Consider the following 19484-nt stretch of genomic DNA (forward strand, 5'->3'; position numbering starts at 1 on the left):
CCCCACTTTCAGCGAGTAGCCGTGAACAGGCTACTAACGACTACTCGGGGAGGTGGAGTTCCAGATCGGGGCGCGGCGTGACACCGCTCAGGCCGATTCCGGCCAGGAGGCCGGCGACCGGGCCGTGGCCGGGGATCCGGGCCTCCGGGTCGATGTCGTGCCAGGGCGCCAGCACGAAGGCGCGCTGGTGGGCGCGCGGGTGCGGGAGGGTGAGGACCGGGTCGTCCGAGACGCGGTCGGCGTACGCGACGATGTCGACGTCGATCGTGCGCGGGCCCCAGCGCTCCTCGCGGACGCGGTCGAACGCCTCCTCGATGGCGTGTCCGCGCTCCAGCAGCGAGGACGGCGGCAGGGTGGTCTTCACCGCGATGACCGCGTTGAGGTACGAGGGCTGCGAGCCGGGCTCGACGCCCCACGGCTCGGTCTCGTAGACGGGGGAGACGGCCTTGACCCGCAGGCCGGGGGTGTCGCCGAGGGCGTCGATGGCCCCCTGGAGGGTCTCCAGGCGGTTGCCGAGGTTCGCGCCGAGCGCGATGACGGCCCATTTCGGGTTGGACAGGGTCACGTCCGCCGCGTCGACCGTCTCGACGACGGCGGCGGGTACCGGCTGGACGGTGGGGTCGCTCTGAGCGTTCAGTCCGTTGTTCATGCGCGGCTCCGGGTGATCGTGATGGTCACGTCGTCGAAGGGGACGGTGATGGGTGCGTCCGGCTTGTGGACGACGACCTCCACCTGTGCCACCGCTTCGTGCTTCAGGCACTGCTGGGCGATCCGCTCGGCCAGGGTCTCGATCAGGTCGACGGGCTCGCCCTGGACCACGTCGACGACTTCCTCGGCGACCACCCCGTAGTGCACGGTTTTCGCCAGGTCGTCTCCGGCCGCCGCGGGGCGGGTGTCGAGGTGCAGCACGAGGTCGACGATGAAGGTCTGGCCTTCCTCGCGTTCCCGGGGGAAGACGCCGTGGTGCCCGCGAGCCTTGAGGCCGCGCAGCGCGACACGATCCACGCGAATCACTCCTGCTTTCGTAGGTGCTTCCGGCCTCGGGGCTGCCCCGGGGCCATGGGCCTGCGCCGAGTGCGGTCGGCGTCGTCCGACTTCGAATTTACCTGCGAAACAGTCCGGTCCCCGCCGTAGGGGTCAGGAGGCGGGGTCCTCGTCGTCCTCGTCGGACTCCGTGAGGACGGGAGAACCGTGGTGGGACCACAGGCGCCAGCCCTCGGATGTGCGTCGGAACACATTCGTGGCGACGACCAGCTGGCCGACGAGCGGGCCGAGCTCTCCGCCGTCCTCGGCGGGGCCGCCGCTGAGGATGTTCTCGGTGCACGTCACCAGGGCCGTGTCGCCTATGAGGGCCACCTTGGTGTCGGTGAGGAAGAACTGGATGTACTCGGTGTGGGACATGATCAGCGCGTACGAGCGCAGCACCTCGCCGCGGCCCGAGAGGACCGGCCAGCCGGGGTGCACGCAGGAGATCTCGTCCTCCAGCCAGAGCGCCGACAGAGCGTCGAAGTCCCCCCGCTCCATGGCCTCGTAGAAGGCCGTGTTGACCTCTTCGACCGCTTCGATGTCGGTTCTGCTCACTGTTCTCCTTGTCGTTCGACGGGGGTCAGAGTGCCCCTTCCACGGCGCGGGCCACCCGAACCGCGTCGGCGGTCGCCCGTACCTCGTGGACCCGTACGGCCCAGGCGCCCTGGTGGGCGGCGATCGCGGAGACGGCGGCCGTGGCGGCGTCGCGTTCGCGGGCGGGGGGTGGGGTGGCGTCGGTCCCGCCGGCCAGGACCCGGCCGAGGAAGCGCTTGCGCGAGGCGGCGACCAGCAGCGGGAAGCCCAGGGCGCGCAGGTCGGCCATGTGCGCGAGCAGGGCCAGGTCGTGCTCGGCGTTCTTGGCGAAGCCCAGGCCCGGGTCGACGAGGAGTCGCTCGGGGGCGATGCCGCCGGCGACGACCGCGTCGATCCGGGCCCGGAGCTCGGCGGTGACCTCGGCGATCACGTCGTCGTAGACGGCGAGGCTGTTCATGCCGGCGCTGAAGCCGCGCCAGTGCATCACCACGAAGGGCACCTCGGCCGCGGCGACGGCCGGGACCATGCCGGGGTCGGCGAGGCCGCCGCTGACGTCGTTGACCAGTGCGGCGCCGGCGGCGACGGCCCGGGCGGCGACGGCCGCGCGCATCGTGTCGACGGAGACGGTGACGCCCTCGGAGGCCAGGCCGCGCACCACGGGGACCACGCGGCGCAGCTCCTCCTCCTCGTCGACGCGGGAGGCGCCGGGGCGGGTGGACTCGCCGCCGACGTCGACGAGGTCGGCGCCCTGGGCGACGAGGTCGAGGCCGCGCTTGACGGCGGCGGTGGTGTCGAACCAGCGGCCGCCGTCGGAGAAGGAGTCGGGGGTCACGTTGACGACGCCCATGACCGCGCAGCGGTCCCATTCCGGCAGACCTGCGACCCGGCCCCTGCCGGTGGCTCCGCGCTTCGTGTTCATGGGTCCAGGGTAGGGCTGACCTGGATATGACAGTCCCTGTCACCTCGCCGCCCCCGTCCCCGCGGGGTCCGTAGGGTCCGCCCGGTCCTGGCCGGGCAGGCCGAAGGCCCGGTCAGGGGCTGACCGGGCCTTCGGCGGGTGTCGCGGTTCGGCGCGGGTTACGCGGGCTGGACCTCGCGTTCGGCCTGCTTGGGGACGGACGTCATCAGGTTGTGCGTGCAGGTGCGGGCCGGCTTGGGACGGCGGCCGGCGAAGAGCCGCGGCAGGGCCAGCGTCACGAAGCCCTCGGCCTGCATGGCGGCGAAGCCGATGCGGGGCAGGTCGCGGGTGGCGCGGAAGACCACGAAGCGCGGCTCCCAGCGGGGGCGGAACTTCGCGTTGAACTTGTACAGCGACTCGATCTGGAACCAGCGGGAGAGGAAGACCAGCAGGCTGCGCCACATCCGCAGGACGGGGCCGGCGCCGATCTTCTCGCCGCGGGCCAGCGCCGAGCGGAACATCGCGAAGTTCAGCGAGACCCGCTCGATGCCCAGGGAGGGGGCGGCCTCCAGGGAGGCCACGATCAGCAGCTCGTTCATGCCGGGGTCGGCGCCGCGGTCACGGCGCATCAGCTCCAGCGACATGCCGTCCTTGCCCCACGGCACGAAGTGCTGGATGGCCTTCAGGTCGCCGAAGGGGCTGGTGTCGTCCTCCTCGACGCGGTGCGCGGTGGCGATGAAGCAGTCGCCGTCGCCCGGGTCGCCGACCCGGCCCAGGGCCATCGAGAAGCCGCGCTCGGTGTCGGTGCCGCGCCAGGCCTCGGCGGCGCCGCGGACCTGTTCCAGTTCCTCCGCGGTCAGCTCGCTGACCCGGCGGACCTTGGTGGTGTAGCCGTTGCGCTCGATGCGCTTCACCATCTGGCGGACATTGCGCATGGCGCGGCCCGAAAGGGAGAAGTCTTTGACATCGACAATTGCCTCGTCACCCAGCTCCAGGGCGTCCAGGCCGGTCTCGCGGGTCCAGACCTCGCCACCGGTCTCGCTGCAGCCCATGACGGCCGGGGTCCAGGAGTGGGCCTTGGCCTCCTCCATGAACCGCTCGATCGCGCCGGGCCACGCCTCGACGTCGCCGATCGGGTCGCCGGAGGCGAGCATCACGCCGGAGACGACGCGGTAGGTGACGGCGGCCTTGCCGCTGGGGGAGAAGACGACGGCCTTGTCGCGGCGGAGCGCGAAGTGGCCGAGGGAGTCGCGGCCGCCGTGCTTGGCGAGGAGCCCGCGCAGTTGGGCCTCGTCGTCGGCGGTGAGCCGGGCGGCCGGGTGCTCGGGGCGGAAGGCCAGGTAGATGGTGGTCAGCGCGGTCAGCATGCCGAGCGCGCCGAGGGAGTAGCCGACGGTCCAGGAGACCCGGCCGGCGTACTCGATGGGGCCCTCGTAGCCGAAGAGGCCCTGGATGACGTGGGAGAGCTGCTCGGACAGGCCGGGGTTGCCGACGACCTTGCCCGGGTGGACGTTGACGATGACCAGTCCGAGGCCGATGGAGCCGGCGCTCATGAGGACGAAGTTCGCGAGCGCCTTCCAGCGGCTGCGCGGGTCGGGCAGCGCCTTGAATTCACCCTGGTGCCGCAGGAGCAGCGCGAGGAGCACCGCAGCGATGACCACGCCGATGACCGAGTTGCGGTAGATGAACTGCGCCGCCGCGCCCGCGGGCAGCAGGACGACGGCGGCCCGCCAGGCGCGCCGCTTGTGCCGCTTGAGGCCGTGGGCGAGCAGCAGGAGCAGGACGCCCGCGCTGATCGAGAGGGCGGCCGCGAACGGGCCGAGGGAACCCGGGAGAACCTCGGTGACCGCGTGGATCCGGCTGTGCCGGAAGCGCGGGAAGACACCCGCCGCGATGTCCAGAAGGCCGACGATCGTGACGGCCGTACCTACCAGTCCGGGCACCGACTCCGGCTGTGGGCCTCTGAGGATTCGGCGGACCCGGCTCGGAACCTGTCCCGACTTATCGCCATCTATCCTGCTAGACATCGCTTCCCGTTGCTCCGCGAGAGATCATGTGGCCGAAGGCCGCGACAGCCTCCGGTGTGTGGTGCGTCCCTTAGGACGACATCGGCGGGGAACGGGTTCACTCTTCCGCCGGAAATTTCCATCCTGCCATCAGAAAGTCGACTGACTGCTCATGGGTCTCACCAGTAATACGGTCCTGGCGCTGGCCGTCCTCGCCGGTGTGCTGCTCTTCGCGGCCACCATCTGGTTCTGGCCGAAGCTCTCCGGCCGCACCTGGCGTGCGTTCGTCGGCCGGATCGGCCTCCTGCTGGCGACCCAGCTGGCGCTGTTCTCGGCAGTGGGGCTCGCGGCCAACAAGTCGTTCCTGTTCTACGGTTCCTGGGCCGACCTGTTCGGCCAGGAGACGTCGATGGGCAAGGTCGTCGACCACTCGATGAGCAGCAAGGACATCAAGGTCGTCGACAAGCAGAAGCTGGACGTGCCCGGCGGCGCCAAGCCCCAGGTCGGCGGTCAGATCCTGAAGGTGGCCATATCCGGGCAGAAGTCGAAGATAACGAGCCCGGGCTACGTGTGGCTCCCGCCGGAGTACTTCCAGCCGCAGCACAAGGACGAGAACTTCCCGGCGTCCATCGTCCTGACGGGCTACCCGGGCACCGCCGAGAACCTGATCAAAGGGCTCGACTACCCGATGAAGGCCTTCAGCCTGTCCAAGTCGGGCAAGATGAAGCCGATGATCCTGGTCATGCTGCGCCCGACGGTTGCGCCGCCGCGTGACACCGAGTGCGTCGACATCCCCGACGGCCCGCAGACCGAGACCTTCTTCGGGGTGGACCTCCCGCAGGCCATCCAGGACACCTTCCGGGTCGGCAAGAAGCCCGAGAACATGGGCTTCATCGGCAACTCCACGGGCGGTTACTGCGCCCTGAAGATCGCCGCGCACTACCCGCAGACCTTCGGTGCCGCCGCGGGTCTGTCCGCGTACTACGACGCTCCGGACGACCCGACGACCGGTGACCTGTTCCACGGGGACGCGAAGCTGAAGAAGCGCGCGGACATCCTGCACGTCATGGAGAACAAGAAGCCGGCCGGTACGTCCTTCCTCGTCACCAGCAGCGAGAAGGGCGAGCCGAACCTCGCGGACACCAAGAAGTTCATCAAGAAGGTGCAGAGCCCGGACCGGGTCTCGTCCATCATCCTCGACAGCGGCGGCCACAACTTCAACACGTGGCGCCGTGAGATCCCGCCGATGCTGATGTGGATGAGCGGCCGCATCCAGGCCTGACGGCCGTGCGGTGCGACAGCGGGAGCAGGGGTCCGACGGGAGTCGGGCCCCTTTCTCATGCCTCCTGCAACTCGGCCCGGCGCAGGGCCCGGTGGACGCCCTCCGGGGTCAGCACGCCGGCCAGCTCGCCGGTGTCCGGGTCGGTGACGCCGATGCGGCCCGAGTCCTCCTGGAGCAGCGCGGCGAGCGCCTCGCGCAGCGTCGAGCCGAGCGCCACCGACGTCCGCGGCCCCGCTCCCTCCGCCGGTGCCAGGTCGTCGGCCCCGAGCGTGGTGACGGCGAGCCGCTTGAGCCCGCGGTCGGCGCCGACGAAGGAGGCCACGTACGGGGTGGCCGGGGCTCCCAGCACCGCCGCCGGACGGTCGAACTGCTCGATGGCGCCCGTCCCGTAGACGGCGATGCGGTCGCCGAGCCGGATGGCCTCCTCCAGGTCGTGCGTGACCAGCAGGATCGTTTTGCGCACGGTCCTCTGCAGGGCCAGGAACTCGTTCTGGAGTCGCTCGCGCACCACCGGGTCCACCGCGCCGAAGGGTTCGTCCATCAGCAGCACCGGCGGGTCGGCGGCGAGCGCGCGGGCCACGCCGACCCGCTGGCGCTGCCCGCCGGACAGCTGCTCCGGGTACCGGCTCCCGTACACCGACGGGTCCAGCCCCACCAGTTCGAGCAGTTCGGCCGCCCGGGCGCGGGCCGCGGCCCTGGGGGTGCCGATCAGCTGCGGCACGGTCGCGGTGTTCTCCAGCACGGTCTTGTGCGGGAACAGCCCGACCTGCTGGATGACGTACCCGATCCGGCGGCGCAGCTCGACCGGGTCGGCGGCGGCGATGTCCTCGCCGCCCAGCAGGATCCGGCCGGAGGTCGGGTCGATGAGCCGGTTGACCATCTTCATCGTGGTCGTCTTGCCGCAGCCGGACGGTCCGACAAGTGTGACCAGCTCTCCCTCCGCCACCTCGAAGGAGAGGTCCTCGACGGCCGTCGTCCCGTCGGGGTAGCGCTTGGTCACATGCTCGAATCGGATCACGCACCCATCTTTCCTCACGGGCGCCGTCCGAATGTGAAGGGAGTGTTGCCCCCTGCGAAAGATTCCGGCCACCGGGAGCCACGGGGGTTAGGGTCGTTCACGGCCGCACGGTCGAGCATGTGTACGTTGGGTGACGGGGGGTGAGATGTGTGTCGGGGCAGAACTGCCTGGTGGCGAACGACTGGATCTGCTGGGACTACGTCACCTCCCGCTCGCGGGAACTCACCGACGCCACCGTCGAGCACGTGTGGATCACGGCCGCGTCCGTCCTGATCGGTCTGCTCGTGGCCGTGCCGCTGGCCCTGCTGGCCCGCCGCGGCCGGCACTGGGCGGCGCCCGTGCTCACCTTCACCACCCTGCTCTACACGATCCCCTCGCTGGCCCTGTTCTCCCTGCTGCTGCCCGTCTTCGGGCTCTCGGCGGCGCTGGTCGTGACCGGTCTGGTGCTCTATTCGCTGACCATCCTGGTCCGCAACGCGCTGGCCGGCCTGGAGGCCGTCCCCGAGGAGGTGCGGGAGGCCGCGCGCGGCATGGGGTACGGCCCCGGGCGGCTGCTGTGGCAGGTCGAACTGCCGCTGGCGCTGCCCGCGCTGCTCGCCGGCGTCCGGATCGCCACGGTCTCGACGGTCGCGCTGACCACGGTCGGCTCCATCGTCGGCAAGGGCGGCCTGGGCAACCTCATCGCGCCCGCGGTGAGCAGCTCCTTCAAGGCACAGGTGCTCACCGCCTCGGTGCTGTGCGTCCTGCTCGCGCTCGCCGCGGACCTGCTGCTGCTCGGCCTGCAGCGGCTGCTCACGCCGTGGACCCGGGCCGGCGCCCGGCCGGCCGTACCGGTGAAGGGGGCCTGACGGCATGGGTGCGGTGGCAGGGGCCTGGGACTGGCTCGCGGACGGTGCCAACTGGGCCGGGGAGAACGGCGTCTGGCACCGGCTCGCCGAGCACGCCTGGGTCAGCGGGCTCGCCCTGGCGATCGCCTGCGCGATCGCGCTGCCGGTCGGTCTGTACCTCGGGCACCTCGGCCGGGGCGGCACCCTCGCCGTCAACGTCTCCAACGTCGGCCGGGCCGTTCCGGTCTTCGCGGTGCTGGCGCTCTTCATGGTCTCCCCGCTGCGCAACGCGGGGTACCTGCCGACTGTGTCCGCCCTGGTGCTGTTCGCGGTACCGCCGCTGCTGACGAACGCCTACGTCGGCATGCGCGAGGTGGACCGCTCGGTGGTGGAGGCCGCCCGCGGGATGGGCATGTCCGGTGGGCAGCTCTTCTGGCGGGTGGAACTCCCCCTCGCGCGCGGCCTGGTGATGACCGGGCTGCGCTCGGGCGCCGTGCAGGTCGTCGCCACCGCCACGATCGCGGCCATGGTCGGCCAGGGCGGTCTCGGCCGGATCATCACCGCCGGCTTCAACACGTACAACACCCCGCAGGTCGTCGCCGGGGCCGTGCTCGTGGCGGCGCTGGCGCTGCTGGTGGAGGGCGTGCTGGTGGCGGCGGACCGGCTGCTGCCCCGGGCCGGCGCCCGCCGCTGATCCCCGTCCCCGTCCCCGTCCCCTTCTCCTCTCCTCGAACGGAGCAAGTCCATGACCAAGACCACGCGCGTCCTCGGCGCGTCCCTGGGCGCCCTGGCCCTGACGGTGTCGCTGGCCGCGTGCGGCGGCGACAGCCTGGAGAAGAGCAAGGACGGTGGCGCCGCCGCCCCGGCCGCGGACGGCAAGGGCAGCCTGGTGATCGGCGCGGCCGGGTTCACCGAGTCGAACGTGCTGGCGGAGCTGTACGCGCAGGTCCTGAAGGACGCGGGCTACAGCACGTCCGTCAAGACGGTCAACAACCGCGAGCTGTACGAGCCGTCGCTGGAGAAGGGCGAGATCGACGTCGTCCCGGAGTACGCGGCCACGCTCGCGGAGTTCCTCAACGCCAAGGTGAACGGGCCCAAGGCGCCCGAGGAGAAGCCCGTCGCGTCGAGCGACGTCGCGGCGACGGTGGCGGGCCTGGAGAAGCTCGCGGCCCCGCTCGGGCTGAAGGTGCTGCCCGCGGGCGCGGCGGTCGACCAGAACGCATTCGCGGTGACCAAGGAATTCGCCGAGAAGAACAACCTCAAGTCCCTTTCCGACCTCGGTAAGTCGGGACTGCAGGTGAAGATCGCGGCGGGCGACGAATGCGCGGTCCGCCCCTTCTGCGGCCCCGGACTGACGAAGACATACGGAATTCAAGTTTCCGGTATCGATCCCAAGGGCGTCGGGACCCCGCAGGCCAAGCAGGCCGTCAAGGACGGCGTCGACCAGCTCGTGCTCACCACGACCACCGACGCCACTCTCGACAGCTTCGGCCTGGTCCTGCTGGAGGACGACAAGAAGCTCCAGAACGCCGACAACGTGCTGCCCGTGGTCAACGCCAAGGACGCCGGCGCCCCCGAGGTCGCGGCCGCGCTGGACAAGCTGACCAAGGTGCTCACGACCGCCGACCTGGTCGACCTGAACCGGAAGGTGGACGCGGAGCGCGCCAAGCCGGCCGACGTCGCGAAGGCCTACCTGGAGTCGAAGGGCCTTCTGAAGAAGTAGCGGCCACCGGTTGGTGGGGGAATGCGGGGTAACTGCCCGGGAACAGATTGCCGGGTGGGTATCCCGCACGACCCCCACGCCCTGTAAATTTCAGGCCATGCCCCGTGGACGCCACCGCAATCCCGAACCCCTGCACCGGCTGCTCACGCCGACGGCCGTCGCAGGTGTATCCGCCACCAGCGCCGGCGCCGCCTGGCTGCTGGCCGGCCCCGACGACGGAACCGCGCTGAGGCTCCTCGTGGCCGTCGCCGCGGCCGCCGGGATCGCCGGCGCCGTCGTGATGCGGGCCTGGGACCGCGCCGCGGGCCGCCGGGTGGCGGAGCTCGCCCGCGAGCGGGTCAAGGACGAGTGGCGCACCGACGAGCGCATAGCCGAGCTGGAGTCCGACCTCGAAGAGGCCCGGGCGCTGCGGGCCAGGCTCGACGCCAAGCTGCGCGCCAAGCGCGTCGAACTGGCGGGCCTGCGGGGCGAGCACGCGGCACTGCTGCGCCGCTACGCGACCGCGGAGACCGAGCGCGCCAGCGCGCTGGAGAAGCGCCGGCTGCTGGCCATCGAGGCCTCGGCGACCACGGCCCCGGCCGGCCCGAAGCAGCTGCCGGCCGTCTCCGAGGAGCGCACCTCGGCGGGCGCCCCCACCTCCGTCGGCTACGCCCGCGCCCATGCGGCCATGGCGGCGCTGGCCCGCAAGGCCCAGGAGCGCGCGCTGCCCACGGCGCGGGCCGTGGGGGAGCTGCCCACGCCGTCGGCGGCCACCGCCGCCTCCGTCCCGGCCCGCCGAACGGCGGCGGCCGTGGCACCGTACGCGGCCCAGCGGCGTACGGCCTCCCGTGTCGAGGGCGGCTTCGACTTCTTCGGCACGAAGAACTCGGCGCAGGCCCGCGCGGCGATCGAGGCGGTGCAGAACGAGGACCTGGCCGACGTCGTGGGCGCCGAGGCCCTCGCCGTGCACAAGGCGGAGTCCGCGCAGGAGACGGCCGAGCCGGAGTTCAAGCCGCCGACCGACGAGACCCGCGCGGTGGGCCAGGTGATCGACCTGACGGCCCACGACGAGACCGAGCCCATCGACGTGGTCCGGCTGCGCACCGCGATCTCGTAGTCTGCGCCTCCGCCCCGCCTGCCCCGCTCGCCTCGGCCTGCCCTTCCCGCCCCTCCCGGCCCCGGTGTGCCCGCGGTCAGGGCCGGTACGAGGCCACCAGCCGGGCCAGGTGCCGACCCGCCACCAGCAGCGGGGTCCGGCTGCGGGTGACCTGTGAGGTCATTTCCGCGCCCTCCAGGGTGTTCACCACGGTGATCGCCAGGTCCCGCGCCTCCTCCTCCGGGTAACCCGAGGCCAGGAGCTTCGCGGCCACCAGCTCCTGCCAGTTGGCGAAGGCCCGGGCGCAGGCCGCCTGCAGGTCGGGGAGGCGGCCGACCGTCTCCAGGGCGGTGGCCGTCACCGGGCAGCCGTCGAGCCAGTCGGACGCCTCCAGGGCCTCCGCGAGCAGGTTCGTGACCGCTTCCACGGCCTCCGCCGGGTCGGGGCGGGCGGCGAGTCCCGCGCGCAGCAGCGTGCCGAACTCCTCGTCGCCGAAGTGGATCGCGGCCACCGCCAGTTCCTGCTTGCCGCCCGGGAAGAAGTGGTACAGCGAGCCCAGGGTGGCCCCGGCCTCCCGGACGAGCTGCTTGACCGGGGTGTTCTCGTAACCGCCGTGCTGCATGAGGCGGGAGGCGGTGCGGACCAGCCGCTCGCGCGTTCCCAGCTCTGTCGTCGTCCCTGTTGCCGCCATGGCCGGATCCTACCCGGAAAATTGGATAGAGCGCTCGTTCTAGTCCCGTGCTACGGTCGGACCGAGTGCTGGATAGAGCGCTCGTTCTAGTCACTCACTCCTGGGGGAGAGCTCCGTGAACAACACCAAGGTCACCGAGGGCGCCAAGGTCACCGTGGTCGGTCTGGGTCCGATGGGCCGGGCCATGGCCGCCGCCTACCTCGACGCCGGCTACGAGGTCACCGTGTGGAACCGCAGCACCGGCAAGGACGCCGAGCTCGTCGCCCGCGGCGCGCGCAGCGCGGCGGACATCGCCGAGGCCGTCGCCGCGAGCCCGCTGGTCGTCCTCAGCCTCATCGACGTGGAGGCCATGTACGGCACCCTCGGCGAGACCGACCTCACCGGCCGCGTGCTCGCCAACCTCTCCTCCGACCTCCCGGACAAGGCCCGCGCGGCCGCGCGGTGGGCCGAGGAGCGCGGGGCCGCGTACCTCACCGGCGGGGTCAACGTACCGCCCGCCGGCATCGGCCGGGAGGGCTCCTCGATCTTCATCAGCGGCCCGAGGGAGGTCTACGACGAGCACCGCACGGCGCTCGACCTGCTCGCCGCCACCGATTACCGCGGCGCCGACCCGGGCTACGCGCAGCTCTACTACCAGCTCAACATGATCCTCTTCTGGACCGCCTACACGGGCTGGTACCAGGCGGTCGCCGTGGCCCGCGCCAACGGCCTGACGGCGTCCGACATCCTCCCCTACGCCGGCTACACCGCCGACACCCTGCGCGGCTTCTACACCGGGAGCGCCGCGCTCATCGACGCCGACGACCACCGCGGCGAGGACCAGCGCCTGACGATGTGCGCCGCCAGCGTCGAGCACATCCTGCACACCGCGGCGGACTCCGGCGTGGACACCGCGATCCTGGCCGCGCACGCCGGGCTGTACCGCCGCGGGGTCGACGCAGGCTTCGGCGCCGAGAGCAGCTCGCGGCTGATCGGGCTGCTGGCCGCCGGGGCGGCCTGAGGGCCGGTGGACCCGGCGCCGCACCCGAGGGCGGGCCGGTGCCTCAGAACAGCGGCAGCTGCCCGGGGAACTCGGGCAGGACGAAGCCGTCCAGCGTCGGCGCGGAGGCGCCGATCACCACCCGCGCCCGGGACCCCGGACAGGACACCAGATCCGTACGGTCCCGCGGGGCGGGCGGGTCGTGGCGGGCGATGCGGCCCGCGGTGACGGCGCAGTCGCGGCCGCAGGCGGGGCAGGCCCGGCGGGGGGAGTGGGACATGCGCCAAGTCTGCCCTGCCGCACCGACATCGGTCCCGCGCGGGCTCGGCGTCGGCCCGCCGGCGCCGGGTTCGGCGGGCCGGGGCGGCGCAGGTAGCCGTGGAGCAGTGCGGCGTCATCCGGCCCGGCCCGGGCGGGCGGAGCGCGGACGCCTCTGCTCCCTTTGCGTCGCGGCTACTTGTCGATGTCGCCGACCACGAAGAACAGCGAGCCCAGGATCGACACCATGTCCGCGACCAGCTGCCCCGGCAGCAGCACGGCCAGCGCCTGGATGTTGTTGTAGGAGGCGCTGCGCAGCTTCAGCCGGTACGGGGTCTTCTCGCCCTTCGAGACCAGGTAGTAGCCGTTGATGCCGAGCGGGTTCTCCGTCCAGGCGTAGGTGTGCCCCTCCGGCGCCTTCAGGACCTTGGGCAGGCGCTGGTTGACCGGCCCCGGCGGGAGCTCCTCCATCCGGTCCAGGCAGGCCACGGCGAGGTCGAGGGAGTTGTGGGTCTGGTCCAGCAGGCACTCGAAGCGGGCCAGGCAGTCGCCCTCGGTGCGGGTGACCACCTTCAGGACGTCCTGGAGCTCGCCGTAGGCCAGGTACGGCTCGTCGCGGCGCAGGTCGAAGTCGACGCCGGAGGCACGGGCGATCGGGCCGGAGACCCCGTACGCGTGCACCGCCTCGGCGGACAGGACACCGACGCCGCGGGTACGGCCGCGGAAGATCTCGTTCCCGTGGACCAGCTTGTCGTAGACGTCCATCCGGGTGCGGACGTCGGCGATCGCGGCGCGGGCCCGGCCGAGCCAGCCGGCCGGGAGGTCCTCCTTGAGGCCGCCCACGCGGTTGAACATGTAGTGCATCCGGCCGCCGGAGATCTCCTCCATCACGGCCTGGAGCTCCTCGCGCTCGCGGAACGCGTGGAAGATCGGGGTGATCCCGCCCAGTTCGAGCGGGTACGAGCCGAGGAACATCAGGTGGTTCAGCACCCGGTTCAGCTCGGCCAGCAGGGTCCGCATCCACACGGCCCGCTCGGGGACCTCCATGCCGAGCATCCGCTCGACCGCCATGACCACGCCGAGCTCGTTGGAGAACGCGGACAGCCAGTCGTGCCGGTTCGCGAGCATGACGATCTGCCGGTAGTCGCGTGCCTCGAAGAGCTTCTCGGCGCCGCGGTGCATGTAGCCGACCACCGGTTCGGCGACGGCGATCCGCTCGCCGTCCAGGACGAGGCGCAGGCGCAGCACGCCGTGCGTGGAAGGGTGCTGGGGGCCGATGTTGAGCACCATGTCGGTGCTCTCCGCCGCTCCGCCGATGCCGACCGTGGTCTCCGTCATGCGGGCATTGTCTCAGTCCTACGCTGGGGGGATGGATACGGGGACGAAGGGTGAGACGGGCGACCTGCGGTGGGTGGGGCTGCCCGGCGGGCTGCTCACCATGCGCCGGACGCTGCTCGCGTTCTGGTGCGGTCTGCTCGCGGTGGCGACGGGGGTGCTCCTCGGCCTGCTCGTGGGCCCGGCGTGGGCGGCGGCCGGGGGGTTCTGGCTCGCCGCAGGGGCCTGGGGATGGGCGCTCCTGGGCCGGAACTGGCGGTCCTGGCGGTACGCGGAGCGCCCCGACGACCTGCTGATCAGCCGCGGGGTGCTGTGGCGGGAGCAGACGGTGGTCCCGTACGGGAGGATGCAGCTGGTCGAGGTCACCTCGGGCCCGGTGGAGCGGCGGTTCGGCCTGGCGTCGCTGCAGCTGCACACGGCGGCGGCCGCGACCGACGCGCGGATCCCGGGGCTGGTGCCGGCCGAGGCGGAGCGGCTGCGCGACCGCCTCGCCGCGCTCGGCGAGGCAAGGTCGGCGGGCCTGTGACCTCCGGTCCGGGGGGCGGCGGGGCGGGCGGCCCGGGTCCGGTGGGGGTGGCGGACCTGTCCACGCTCCTGCGGCTGGCCACGCTGGCCGGAGTGCTCCTGGTCTTCGGCGTGTACGGGTTCCTGAGCTGGTGGTTCACCCACTACGCGGTGACCGACACCGAGCTGCGCATCCGCACCGGGCTGCTCTTCCGCCGCACCGCGCACATCCGGCTGGACCGGCTCCAGGCCGTGGACGTCACCCGGCCGCTGCTGGCCCGGCTGACCGGTGTCGCCAGCCTGCGGCTCGACGTGATCGGCGCCGAGGAGAAGGACCAGCTGTCCTTCCTCGGTGAGAAGGAGGCCGTCGCCCTGCGCGCCGAGCTCCTGGCCCGCGCCGCGGGCTTCGCTCCCGAGGAGGCGGTGCGCCTGGGCGAAGCGCCGCAGCGCGAACTGCTGCGGGTGCCCCCGGGCGAGCTCGCGGTGTCGCTGATGCTCAGTCTCGGCGTCTGGGCGGCCCTGGCCGGCGGCATCGTCGCGCCGTTCGTCGTGTGGTGGTTCAGCTCCAGCCCGTGGGTCGCCGTGGCCACCCTGCTCCCGATGCTGGGCGCGGTGTGGGCGGGTACCGTCGGCCGCTTCCTCACCGAGTACGACTGGCGGGTCGCCGAGTCCCCGGACGGGCTGCGCCTGGACCACGGGATGCTGGACCGGGCCCACGAGACCGTGCCGCCGGGGCGCGTGCAGACCGTACGGATCGTGGAGCCGCTGCTGTGGCGGCGCAGCGACCGGGTCCGCGTCGAGCTGGCCGTGGCCGGGTCGAAGAACGAGGTCCTGGTGCCGGTGGCCTCCCGGGCCGACGCGTACGCCGTGATCGCCCGGGTCCTGCCCGGGGTGGACCTGGCGGGCCTGTCCTACGCGGGCTCCCCGGCCTCCGGTTCGCGCTGGGTGGTCCCGGTCTGGTGGAAGGGCTACGCCCTGGCGCTGTCCCCGGAGGTGTTCGCCGCCCGGCACGGCCGTCTGTGCCGCCGTACGGAGATCGTCCCGCACGCCAAGGTGCAGAGCGTCCGGTACACGCAGGGCCCGTGGGCCCGCGCCCGCGGTGTCGCGGACGTCCACGTGGACACCGGGGCGAACGGCACGGTCACCGCCCGGCTGCGGCCGGCCGCCGAGGCCGCGCAGCTCCTGTACGACCAGGCAGCCCGCTCCCGGACCTCCCGCGCGACGGCCCGCCCGGACCGCTGGATGACCTCCCCGGGACCCGATGCCTGAACCGGTGCCCACCGGCGCGGGGCGTACGCGGGACCCGGACGTCAAGGAATTCTTGACAAGGTGATCATGTCAAGGTTTCCTTGACGCATGTTGATCTTGCGATCGAAGGGTCACCGGGACCACACGCCCGCCGCCCCGGCCATGGCCCCCGCCCTGCCGGTGGCCGTGCTTCTGCCCGCCGTGAGCGTGATGTTCGGCGACCGGCTCGGCACCCCCGCCACCATCGCCCTGATCCTCGGGGGCCTCGTGTTCATCGGCTGCACGGCCGCCCAGGGCGCCCGGGCGGCGCGCTCCGAGCAGGCGCGTCGCGACCAGGAGGTCCTCGATGCCCTCGAACCCCTTGCCGGCCCGGGCCGATGAGCGGCGAACCGCTGCTCCAGCCGGTGGAGGCGGACCGGATCCGGGAGGGGATCGCCGCGGTCGTCCTCGGCGCCCCCGAGGGGCTGGCGGAGTCGCTCGAACACGACCCCCACGGATACCTGCGCCTGTTGGACGCCTCGCGCGTCGGCGCCGAGGAGTCGAGCCGGCTGCTGCGCGAGGCCGTTCAGGGCGCCAGGGCCGCCGGACACAGCTGGGACGCGGTGGGCCGCGTCCTGGGTGTGAGCCGGCAGGCCGCCCAGCAGCGCTTCGCGGGCAAGGCAGGGGGCGGCGCGGGCCCGTCGGCGCCGTCCGCCGGGGAGCCCGGCGGCCCGGAGCGCCGGACCCTGGGCGGCCTGACCGCGTTCAACGAGATGGCCGCCCTGGAGGAAGCGGGCCGCGAGGGCTGGCACGCGGTCGGCTACGGCCCCTTCTTCCACGAGGTGGAAGCCTCCGACCATCCCTGGGAGCACTGCCGGGTGACGCTCCCGTCCGTCGCGCGGCACCGGCGGATGGAATCAGAAGGCTGGATTCCGGTCGGGGCGGGCTGGTTCCCCTGGCGCTACTACAAGCGCCCCCTCGACCAGGGCACCTGACAGCGGCGGCGGCAAGGGGCCGACGGGGCGGCCGCCGGGGCCGGCTATCCGGCCCCGCCGCCCGCGCGGACCAGGCCCGTTTCATAGGCCAGGACCACGACCTGGACGCGGTCGCGCAGGCCCAGCTTGGTCAGGATTCGGCCCACGTGGGTCTTCACCGTCGCCTCCGACAGGACCAGCCGGGCCGCGATCTCGCCGTTCGACAGGCCCTGCGCCACCAGCAGCATGACCTCGCGCTCGCGCTCCGTCAGCCGCTCGATCTCCTTGTGCTCCGGTTCCTGCGTCGTCGTCGGCAGCATCGGGGCGAAACGGTCCAGCAGGCGCCGCGTCGTGGACGGCGCGACCACCGCGTCCCCGCTGTGCACCGAGCGGATGGCGCCCAGCAGTTCGGCCGGCGGCACGTCCTTCAGCATGAAGCCGCTCGCGCCCGCCTTCAGGCCGGAGAAGGCGTACTCGTCCAGGTCGAAGGTGGTCAGGATGATCACCTTCGGGTGTTCCTCGGGCTCGCAGATCCGCCGCGTCGCCTCGACGCCGTCGAGCCTCGGCATGCGGACGTCCATCAGCACCACGTCCACCTTCGTGGCCCGCAGCACCTCCAGAGCCTCCAGCCCGTCACCCGCCTCGGCGACGACCTCCATGTCCGGCTGGGCGGCGAGCACCATGCGGAAGCCGGTGCGCAGCAGGACCTGGTCGTCGACCAGCATCACTCGGATGGACATCAGTTACCTCGTCCTCGTCATCTCTTCTTCAGGGGCAGCAGTGCGCTGATCCGGAAGCCGCCACCGGGCCGCGGCCCCGCGTCCAGGGTTCCGCCGACCATACCGATCCGCTCGCGCATGCCGATCAGCCCGTGTCCGGCGCCGTCCGCGCCACCGTCCTCGTACAGCTCGTGGGCCGCGCCCCGGCCGTCGTCCTCGACCAGCAGGCCGAGCCCGTCGTCGAAGTAGACCAGCCGGACGCTGGCCGTCGCGTCGGGGCCGCCGTGCTTGCGGGTGTTGGTCAGCGCCTCCTGCACGATCCGGTACGCCGTCAGCTCGACCCCGCTGGGCAGCGGCCGAGGGGCGCCCTCGACCTCGAAGTCCACCGTCAGCCCGGCCGCCCGTACCTGCTCGACCAGGACCTCGATCTGCTCGACGTCGGGCTGCGGCACGTAGTCCTCGGACTCCTGCGGCTCGCCCGTGCGCAGGACGCCGAGCAGCCGGCGCATCTCGGCGAGGGCCTGGCGGCCGGTCCCCGAGATGGTCTGCAGGGCCTCCTTGGCCTGCTCGGGGGCCACGTCCATGACGTACGCGGCGCCGTCCGCCTGGACCACCATCACCGAGACGTTGTGCGCGACGACGTCGTGCAGCTCGCGGGCGATCCGGGCGCGCTCGGCGGCCACGGCCACCTTGGACTGGGCCTCGCGCTCCTTCTCCAGCCGCTGGTTGCGCTCGACCAGCTGGGCGTAATAGGCCCGCCGGGTCCGCAGGGAGTCGCCCAGTACCCAGGCCAGGACGAAGGGGACGATCATGAAGACGGCGAAGAGGACGTTGTCGACGTCGTTGGCGCCCTTGTCCACGCCGTACCGCAGGAAGTAGAGCGGCGCCGCCACCAGCCCCCAGCCCAGCGCGGTGCGCGAGACCCAGCGCGGGACCTCGCTCGCGGCGACCGTGTACAGGATCACGAACATGGCGATGTCGTAGAACCCGGCGACGATCCCCGCGGCCAGCTGGAGCAGGCCCGCCCCGAGGGTGAGCCAGAACATCGCCTGCGTCCACTTGCGGCGCAGGGCCAGGGCCGTGCTCAGCGCGATCACCACCGGAACGGCGACGATCTTCAGGGGTCGGCTGATGTCGGGCTCGCCCGTGACGTTCAGCATCGAGACCCCGAAGAAGAGCACAGCCCAGAAGCTGTCGACGCCCGTCGGGTGTCTGCGGAGGAAGTCGTAGAGGCGCTGCACGTAACCCAGAGTAGGGAACGGCGATAGGTGCTGGAGTCAACCAGAGGTCCGAACCTGGCACCGGGGACATACTCCCCAAGGTGGAGGGTGAGCATAGCCTTCGGTAATGAGCACTCCTGGTGGACCCGGCGCAGCGGTCCGGTGGCGCAGCGCGATGGAAGCCGCGCTGTACGGGCCCGGCGGCTTCTACGTGCGCCCCGCGGGCCCCGGTCCCGCCGGCCACTTCCGTACCTCCGTGCACGCCTCCGCCCTCTACGCGACGGCCGTGGCCCGGCTGCTGCGGTGGGTGGACGCGGAGCTCGGGCAGCCGCGGGAGCTCGCCCTCGTCGACATGGGCGCCGGGCGCGCCGAACTGCTGTCCGGGGTGCTCGCCGCGCTCGATCCGCAGACGGCGGCGCGGGTGCGCCCGTACGCCGTGGAGCGGGCGCCGCGGCCCGAGGGGCTGGACCCGCGGATCCACTGGACCGGGGAGCCGCCCGAGGGCGTGACCGGGCTGCTCTTCGCCAACGAATGGCTGGACAACGTCCCCCTCGACATCGCCGAGGACGGGCACTACGTACTGGTCGCGCCGGACGGTACGGAGAGCCGCGGCGGCCCGCTGGAGGACGTGGACCGGGCCTGGCTGGAGCGGTGGTGGCCGGGCGGCGGCCGCGCGGAGATCGGCCGCCCTCGCGACGAGGCCTGGGCGGCGGCCACCCGGACCCTGGAGCGGGGTCTGGCGGTGGCGGTCGACTACGCCCACACGCGGCGGGACCGGCCCCCGTTCGGCACCCTGACGGGGTTCCGGGGCGGCCGGGAGGTCGCGCCGGTCCCGGACGGCGGCTGCGACGTCACCGCCCACGTGGCGCTCGACGCCTGCGCCGGGCCGGGAGCGGTCCTGCTGACCCAGCGCGAGGCCCTGACCGCCCTCGGGGTCTCGGGCGCCCGCCCCCCGCTCGCCCTGGCCTCCTCGGACCCGGCGGCCTACGTACGGGCCCTGGCCACGGCCGGTGAAGCGGCGGAGCTGACCTCCCCGTCCGGGCTGGGCGCCTTCGGCTGGCTGGTCCAGCCGGTGGCGGTGCGGGCCTGGCCCGCCGCGGACTGACCGGGCGGCGGGCGGCGCACGCAGGCCGGGCGGGAACGGCGGGAGCCGACACACACGGAGCGCGAGGGCGCCGCTGAAGCCGC

At 72.5% G+C, this 19484-nt stretch carries 22 protein-coding genes; 11 read left to right on the forward strand and 11 right to left on the reverse strand.

All coding sequences use genetic code 11. The features are described from left to right. Window positions 1-40: 40 nt before the first annotated feature. From folK to IH80_RS0118330, 5 genes are all read right to left on the reverse strand, one after another. Window positions 41-649, reverse strand: a complete 609-nt coding sequence (gene folK / locus IH80_RS0118310; protein WP_030961721.1) for a 2-amino-4-hydroxy-6-hydroxymethyldihydropteridine diphosphokinase — start codon at window positions 647-649, stop codon at window positions 41-43. Continuing rightward, on the reverse strand, window positions 646-1005 hold the full coding sequence (folB, locus tag IH80_RS0118315; RefSeq protein ID WP_030010912.1) for a dihydroneopterin aldolase: 360 nt from the start codon (window positions 1003-1005) through the stop codon (window positions 646-648). Before folB ends, folK begins: the two co-directional genes overlap by 4 nt. Before the next feature lie 132 nt (window positions 1006-1137). After that, window positions 1138-1581, reverse strand: coding sequence for a nuclear transport factor 2 family protein (locus IH80_RS0118320; RefSeq protein WP_030961722.1), 444 nt, complete (start codon window positions 1579-1581; stop codon window positions 1138-1140). Between the two features lie 25 nt (window positions 1582-1606). After that, the gene (gene folP, locus IH80_RS0118325) at window positions 1607-2479 is read right to left on the reverse strand and encodes a dihydropteroate synthase (RefSeq protein WP_030961724.1); all 873 of its coding nucleotides are present in this window, start codon (window positions 2477-2479) and stop codon (window positions 1607-1609) included. Between the two features lie 158 nt (window positions 2480-2637). Further along, window positions 2638-4485, reverse strand: coding sequence for a phosphatidylglycerol lysyltransferase domain-containing protein (locus IH80_RS0118330; RefSeq protein WP_030961725.1), 1848 nt, complete (start codon window positions 4483-4485; stop codon window positions 2638-2640). 151 nt (window positions 4486-4636) lie between these two features. Between IH80_RS0118330 and IH80_RS0118335 the strand changes: the two genes are divergently transcribed. Beyond that, window positions 4637-5746, forward strand: coding sequence for an alpha/beta hydrolase (locus IH80_RS0118335; RefSeq protein WP_030961726.1), 1110 nt, complete (start codon window positions 4637-4639; stop codon window positions 5744-5746). A gap of 55 nt (window positions 5747-5801) precedes the next feature. On the opposite strand, the gene IH80_RS0118340 is transcribed toward IH80_RS0118335, so the two are convergent. After that, on the reverse strand, window positions 5802-6764 hold the full coding sequence (locus IH80_RS0118340; protein WP_030961727.1) for an ABC transporter ATP-binding protein: 963 nt from the start codon (window positions 6762-6764) through the stop codon (window positions 5802-5804). 149 nt (window positions 6765-6913) lie between these two features. On the opposite strand from IH80_RS0118340, the gene IH80_RS0118345 reads away from it, so the two are divergent. The 4 genes from IH80_RS0118345 to IH80_RS0118360 all read left to right on the forward strand — a co-directional run bounded on the left by IH80_RS0118345 (window position 6914) and on the right by IH80_RS0118360 (window position 10410). Then, the gene (locus IH80_RS0118345; protein ID WP_030961728.1) at window positions 6914-7612 is read left to right on the forward strand and encodes an ABC transporter permease; all 699 of its coding nucleotides are present in this window, start codon (window positions 6914-6916) and stop codon (window positions 7610-7612) included. A gap of 4 nt (window positions 7613-7616) precedes the next feature. After that, window positions 7617-8285, forward strand: a complete 669-nt coding sequence (locus tag IH80_RS0118350) for an ABC transporter permease (RefSeq protein WP_030961730.1) — start codon at window positions 7617-7619, stop codon at window positions 8283-8285. A 51-nt stretch (window positions 8286-8336) separates the two neighbouring features. After that, window positions 8337-9314: an ABC transporter substrate-binding protein gene (locus IH80_RS0118355; RefSeq protein WP_030961731.1), complete on the forward strand. Its 978-nt coding sequence runs from the start codon at window positions 8337-8339 to the stop codon at window positions 9312-9314. Window positions 9315-9411: 97 nt separating this feature from the next. Beyond that, window positions 9412-10410, forward strand: coding sequence for a hypothetical protein (locus tag IH80_RS0118360; RefSeq protein WP_030961732.1), 999 nt, complete (start codon window positions 9412-9414; stop codon window positions 10408-10410). Window positions 10411-10486: 76 nt separating this feature from the next. Here the strand turns inward: IH80_RS0118360 and IH80_RS0118365 are convergent, their stop codons facing one another. After that, window positions 10487-11080 (reverse strand): TetR/AcrR family transcriptional regulator, encoded by a 594-nt coding sequence (locus IH80_RS0118365; RefSeq protein WP_030961734.1) that lies wholly within the window; start codon window positions 11078-11080, stop codon window positions 10487-10489. Window positions 11081-11195: 115 nt separating this feature from the next. Here IH80_RS0118365 and IH80_RS0118370 point away from each other — a divergent pair, with 115 nt between their 5' ends. Continuing rightward, complete coding sequence (locus IH80_RS0118370; protein WP_030961736.1) at window positions 11196-12080, forward strand: NAD(P)-dependent oxidoreductase; 885 nt, start codon at window positions 11196-11198, stop codon at window positions 12078-12080. A 43-nt stretch (window positions 12081-12123) separates the two neighbouring features. Here IH80_RS0118370 and IH80_RS0118375 read toward each other — a convergent pair whose 3' ends face one another. Both IH80_RS0118375 and IH80_RS0118380 read right to left on the reverse strand, forming a co-directional pair. Continuing rightward, window positions 12124-12339 carry a hypothetical protein gene (locus tag IH80_RS0118375; RefSeq protein ID WP_030961738.1) on the reverse strand — a complete coding sequence of 72 codons (216 nt, stop codon included), beginning with the start codon at window positions 12337-12339 and terminating at the stop codon, window positions 12124-12126. A gap of 173 nt (window positions 12340-12512) precedes the next feature. Further along, window positions 12513-13655, reverse strand: coding sequence for an NADH-quinone oxidoreductase subunit D (locus tag IH80_RS0118380; protein WP_030961739.1), 1143 nt, complete (start codon window positions 13653-13655; stop codon window positions 12513-12515). A gap of 31 nt (window positions 13656-13686) precedes the next feature. Between IH80_RS0118380 and IH80_RS46060 the strand changes: the two genes are divergently transcribed. The 4 genes from IH80_RS46060 (at window position 13687) to IH80_RS0118400 (ending at window position 16378) form a co-directional block, all read left to right on the forward strand. Then, a complete protein-coding gene (locus IH80_RS46060) occupies window positions 13687-14178 on the forward strand; it encodes a PH domain-containing protein (protein ID WP_051809510.1) in 492 nt (163 codons plus the stop codon). Beyond that, window positions 14175-15425 carry a PH domain-containing protein gene (locus tag IH80_RS0118390; protein WP_078906607.1) on the forward strand — a complete coding sequence of 417 codons (1251 nt, stop codon included), beginning with the start codon at window positions 14175-14177 and terminating at the stop codon, window positions 15423-15425. The genes IH80_RS46060 and IH80_RS0118390 overlap by 4 nt, the downstream gene beginning before the upstream one ends. An 87-nt stretch (window positions 15426-15512) precedes the next feature. Then, complete coding sequence (locus tag IH80_RS0118395; RefSeq protein ID WP_030961743.1) at window positions 15513-15785, forward strand: hypothetical protein; 273 nt, start codon at window positions 15513-15515, stop codon at window positions 15783-15785. After that, window positions 15782-16378: a hypothetical protein gene (locus tag IH80_RS0118400; RefSeq protein ID WP_030961745.1), complete on the forward strand. Its 597-nt coding sequence runs from the start codon at window positions 15782-15784 to the stop codon at window positions 16376-16378. Before IH80_RS0118395 ends, IH80_RS0118400 begins: the two co-directional genes overlap by 4 nt. A 44-nt stretch (window positions 16379-16422) precedes the next feature. Here the strand turns inward: IH80_RS0118400 and IH80_RS0118405 are convergent, their stop codons facing one another. Further along, entirely contained in the window at window positions 16423-17097 is a 675-nt protein-coding gene (locus IH80_RS0118405; RefSeq protein ID WP_030961746.1) for a response regulator, read from the reverse strand. Between the two features lie 17 nt (window positions 17098-17114). Continuing rightward, window positions 17115-18317, reverse strand: a complete 1203-nt coding sequence (locus tag IH80_RS0118410; RefSeq protein WP_030961747.1) for a sensor histidine kinase — start codon at window positions 18315-18317, stop codon at window positions 17115-17117. Window positions 18318-18423: 106 nt separating this feature from the next. Here IH80_RS0118410 and IH80_RS0118415 point away from each other — a divergent pair, with 106 nt between their 5' ends. Further along, entirely contained in the window at window positions 18424-19401 is a 978-nt protein-coding gene (locus IH80_RS0118415; RefSeq protein WP_030961749.1) for an SAM-dependent methyltransferase, read from the forward strand. Window positions 19402-19484: the final 83 nt, after the last annotated feature.

Origin of the sequence: Streptomyces sp. NRRL S-378 (genome assembly GCF_000720645.1) — a bacterium.
Classification (GTDB): Bacteria; Actinomycetota; Actinomycetes; order Streptomycetales; family Streptomycetaceae; genus Streptomyces.

Excerpts from the sequence above, each read along its gene's own strand:
- folK (WP_030961721.1), bottom strand. The coding sequence starts at position 649 with ATGAACAACGGACTGAACGCTCAGAGCGACCCCACCGTCCAGCCGGTA.
- folP (WP_030961724.1), bottom strand. The coding sequence starts at position 2,479 with ATGAACACGAAGCGCGGAGCCACCGGCAGGGGCCGGGTCGCAGGTCTG.
- IH80_RS0118330 (WP_030961725.1), bottom strand. The coding sequence starts at position 4,485 with ATGTCTAGCAGGATAGATGGCGATAAGTCGGGACAGGTTCCGAGCCGG.
- IH80_RS0118335 (WP_030961726.1), top strand. The coding sequence starts at position 4,637 with ATGGGTCTCACCAGTAATACGGTCCTGGCGCTGGCCGTCCTCGCCGGT.
- IH80_RS0118350 (WP_030961730.1), top strand. The coding sequence starts at position 7,617 with ATGGGTGCGGTGGCAGGGGCCTGGGACTGGCTCGCGGACGGTGCCAAC.
- IH80_RS0118355 (WP_030961731.1), top strand. The coding sequence starts at position 8,337 with ATGACCAAGACCACGCGCGTCCTCGGCGCGTCCCTGGGCGCCCTGGCC.
- IH80_RS0118360 (WP_030961732.1), top strand. The coding sequence starts at position 9,412 with ATGCCCCGTGGACGCCACCGCAATCCCGAACCCCTGCACCGGCTGCTC.
- IH80_RS0118365 (WP_030961734.1), bottom strand. The coding sequence starts at position 11,080 with ATGGCGGCAACAGGGACGACGACAGAGCTGGGAACGCGCGAGCGGCTG.
- IH80_RS0118375 (WP_030961738.1), bottom strand. The coding sequence starts at position 12,339 with ATGTCCCACTCCCCCCGCCGGGCCTGCCCCGCCTGCGGCCGCGACTGC.
- IH80_RS0118380 (WP_030961739.1), bottom strand. The coding sequence starts at position 13,655 with ATGACGGAGACCACGGTCGGCATCGGCGGAGCGGCGGAGAGCACCGAC.
- IH80_RS46060 (WP_051809510.1), top strand. The coding sequence starts at position 13,687 with ATGGATACGGGGACGAAGGGTGAGACGGGCGACCTGCGGTGGGTGGGG.
- IH80_RS0118395 (WP_030961743.1), top strand. The coding sequence starts at position 15,513 with ATGTTGATCTTGCGATCGAAGGGTCACCGGGACCACACGCCCGCCGCC.
- IH80_RS0118400 (WP_030961745.1), top strand. The coding sequence starts at position 15,782 with ATGAGCGGCGAACCGCTGCTCCAGCCGGTGGAGGCGGACCGGATCCGG.
- IH80_RS0118405 (WP_030961746.1), bottom strand. The coding sequence starts at position 17,097 with ATGTCCATCCGAGTGATGCTGGTCGACGACCAGGTCCTGCTGCGCACC.
- IH80_RS0118415 (WP_030961749.1), top strand. The coding sequence starts at position 18,424 with ATGAGCACTCCTGGTGGACCCGGCGCAGCGGTCCGGTGGCGCAGCGCG.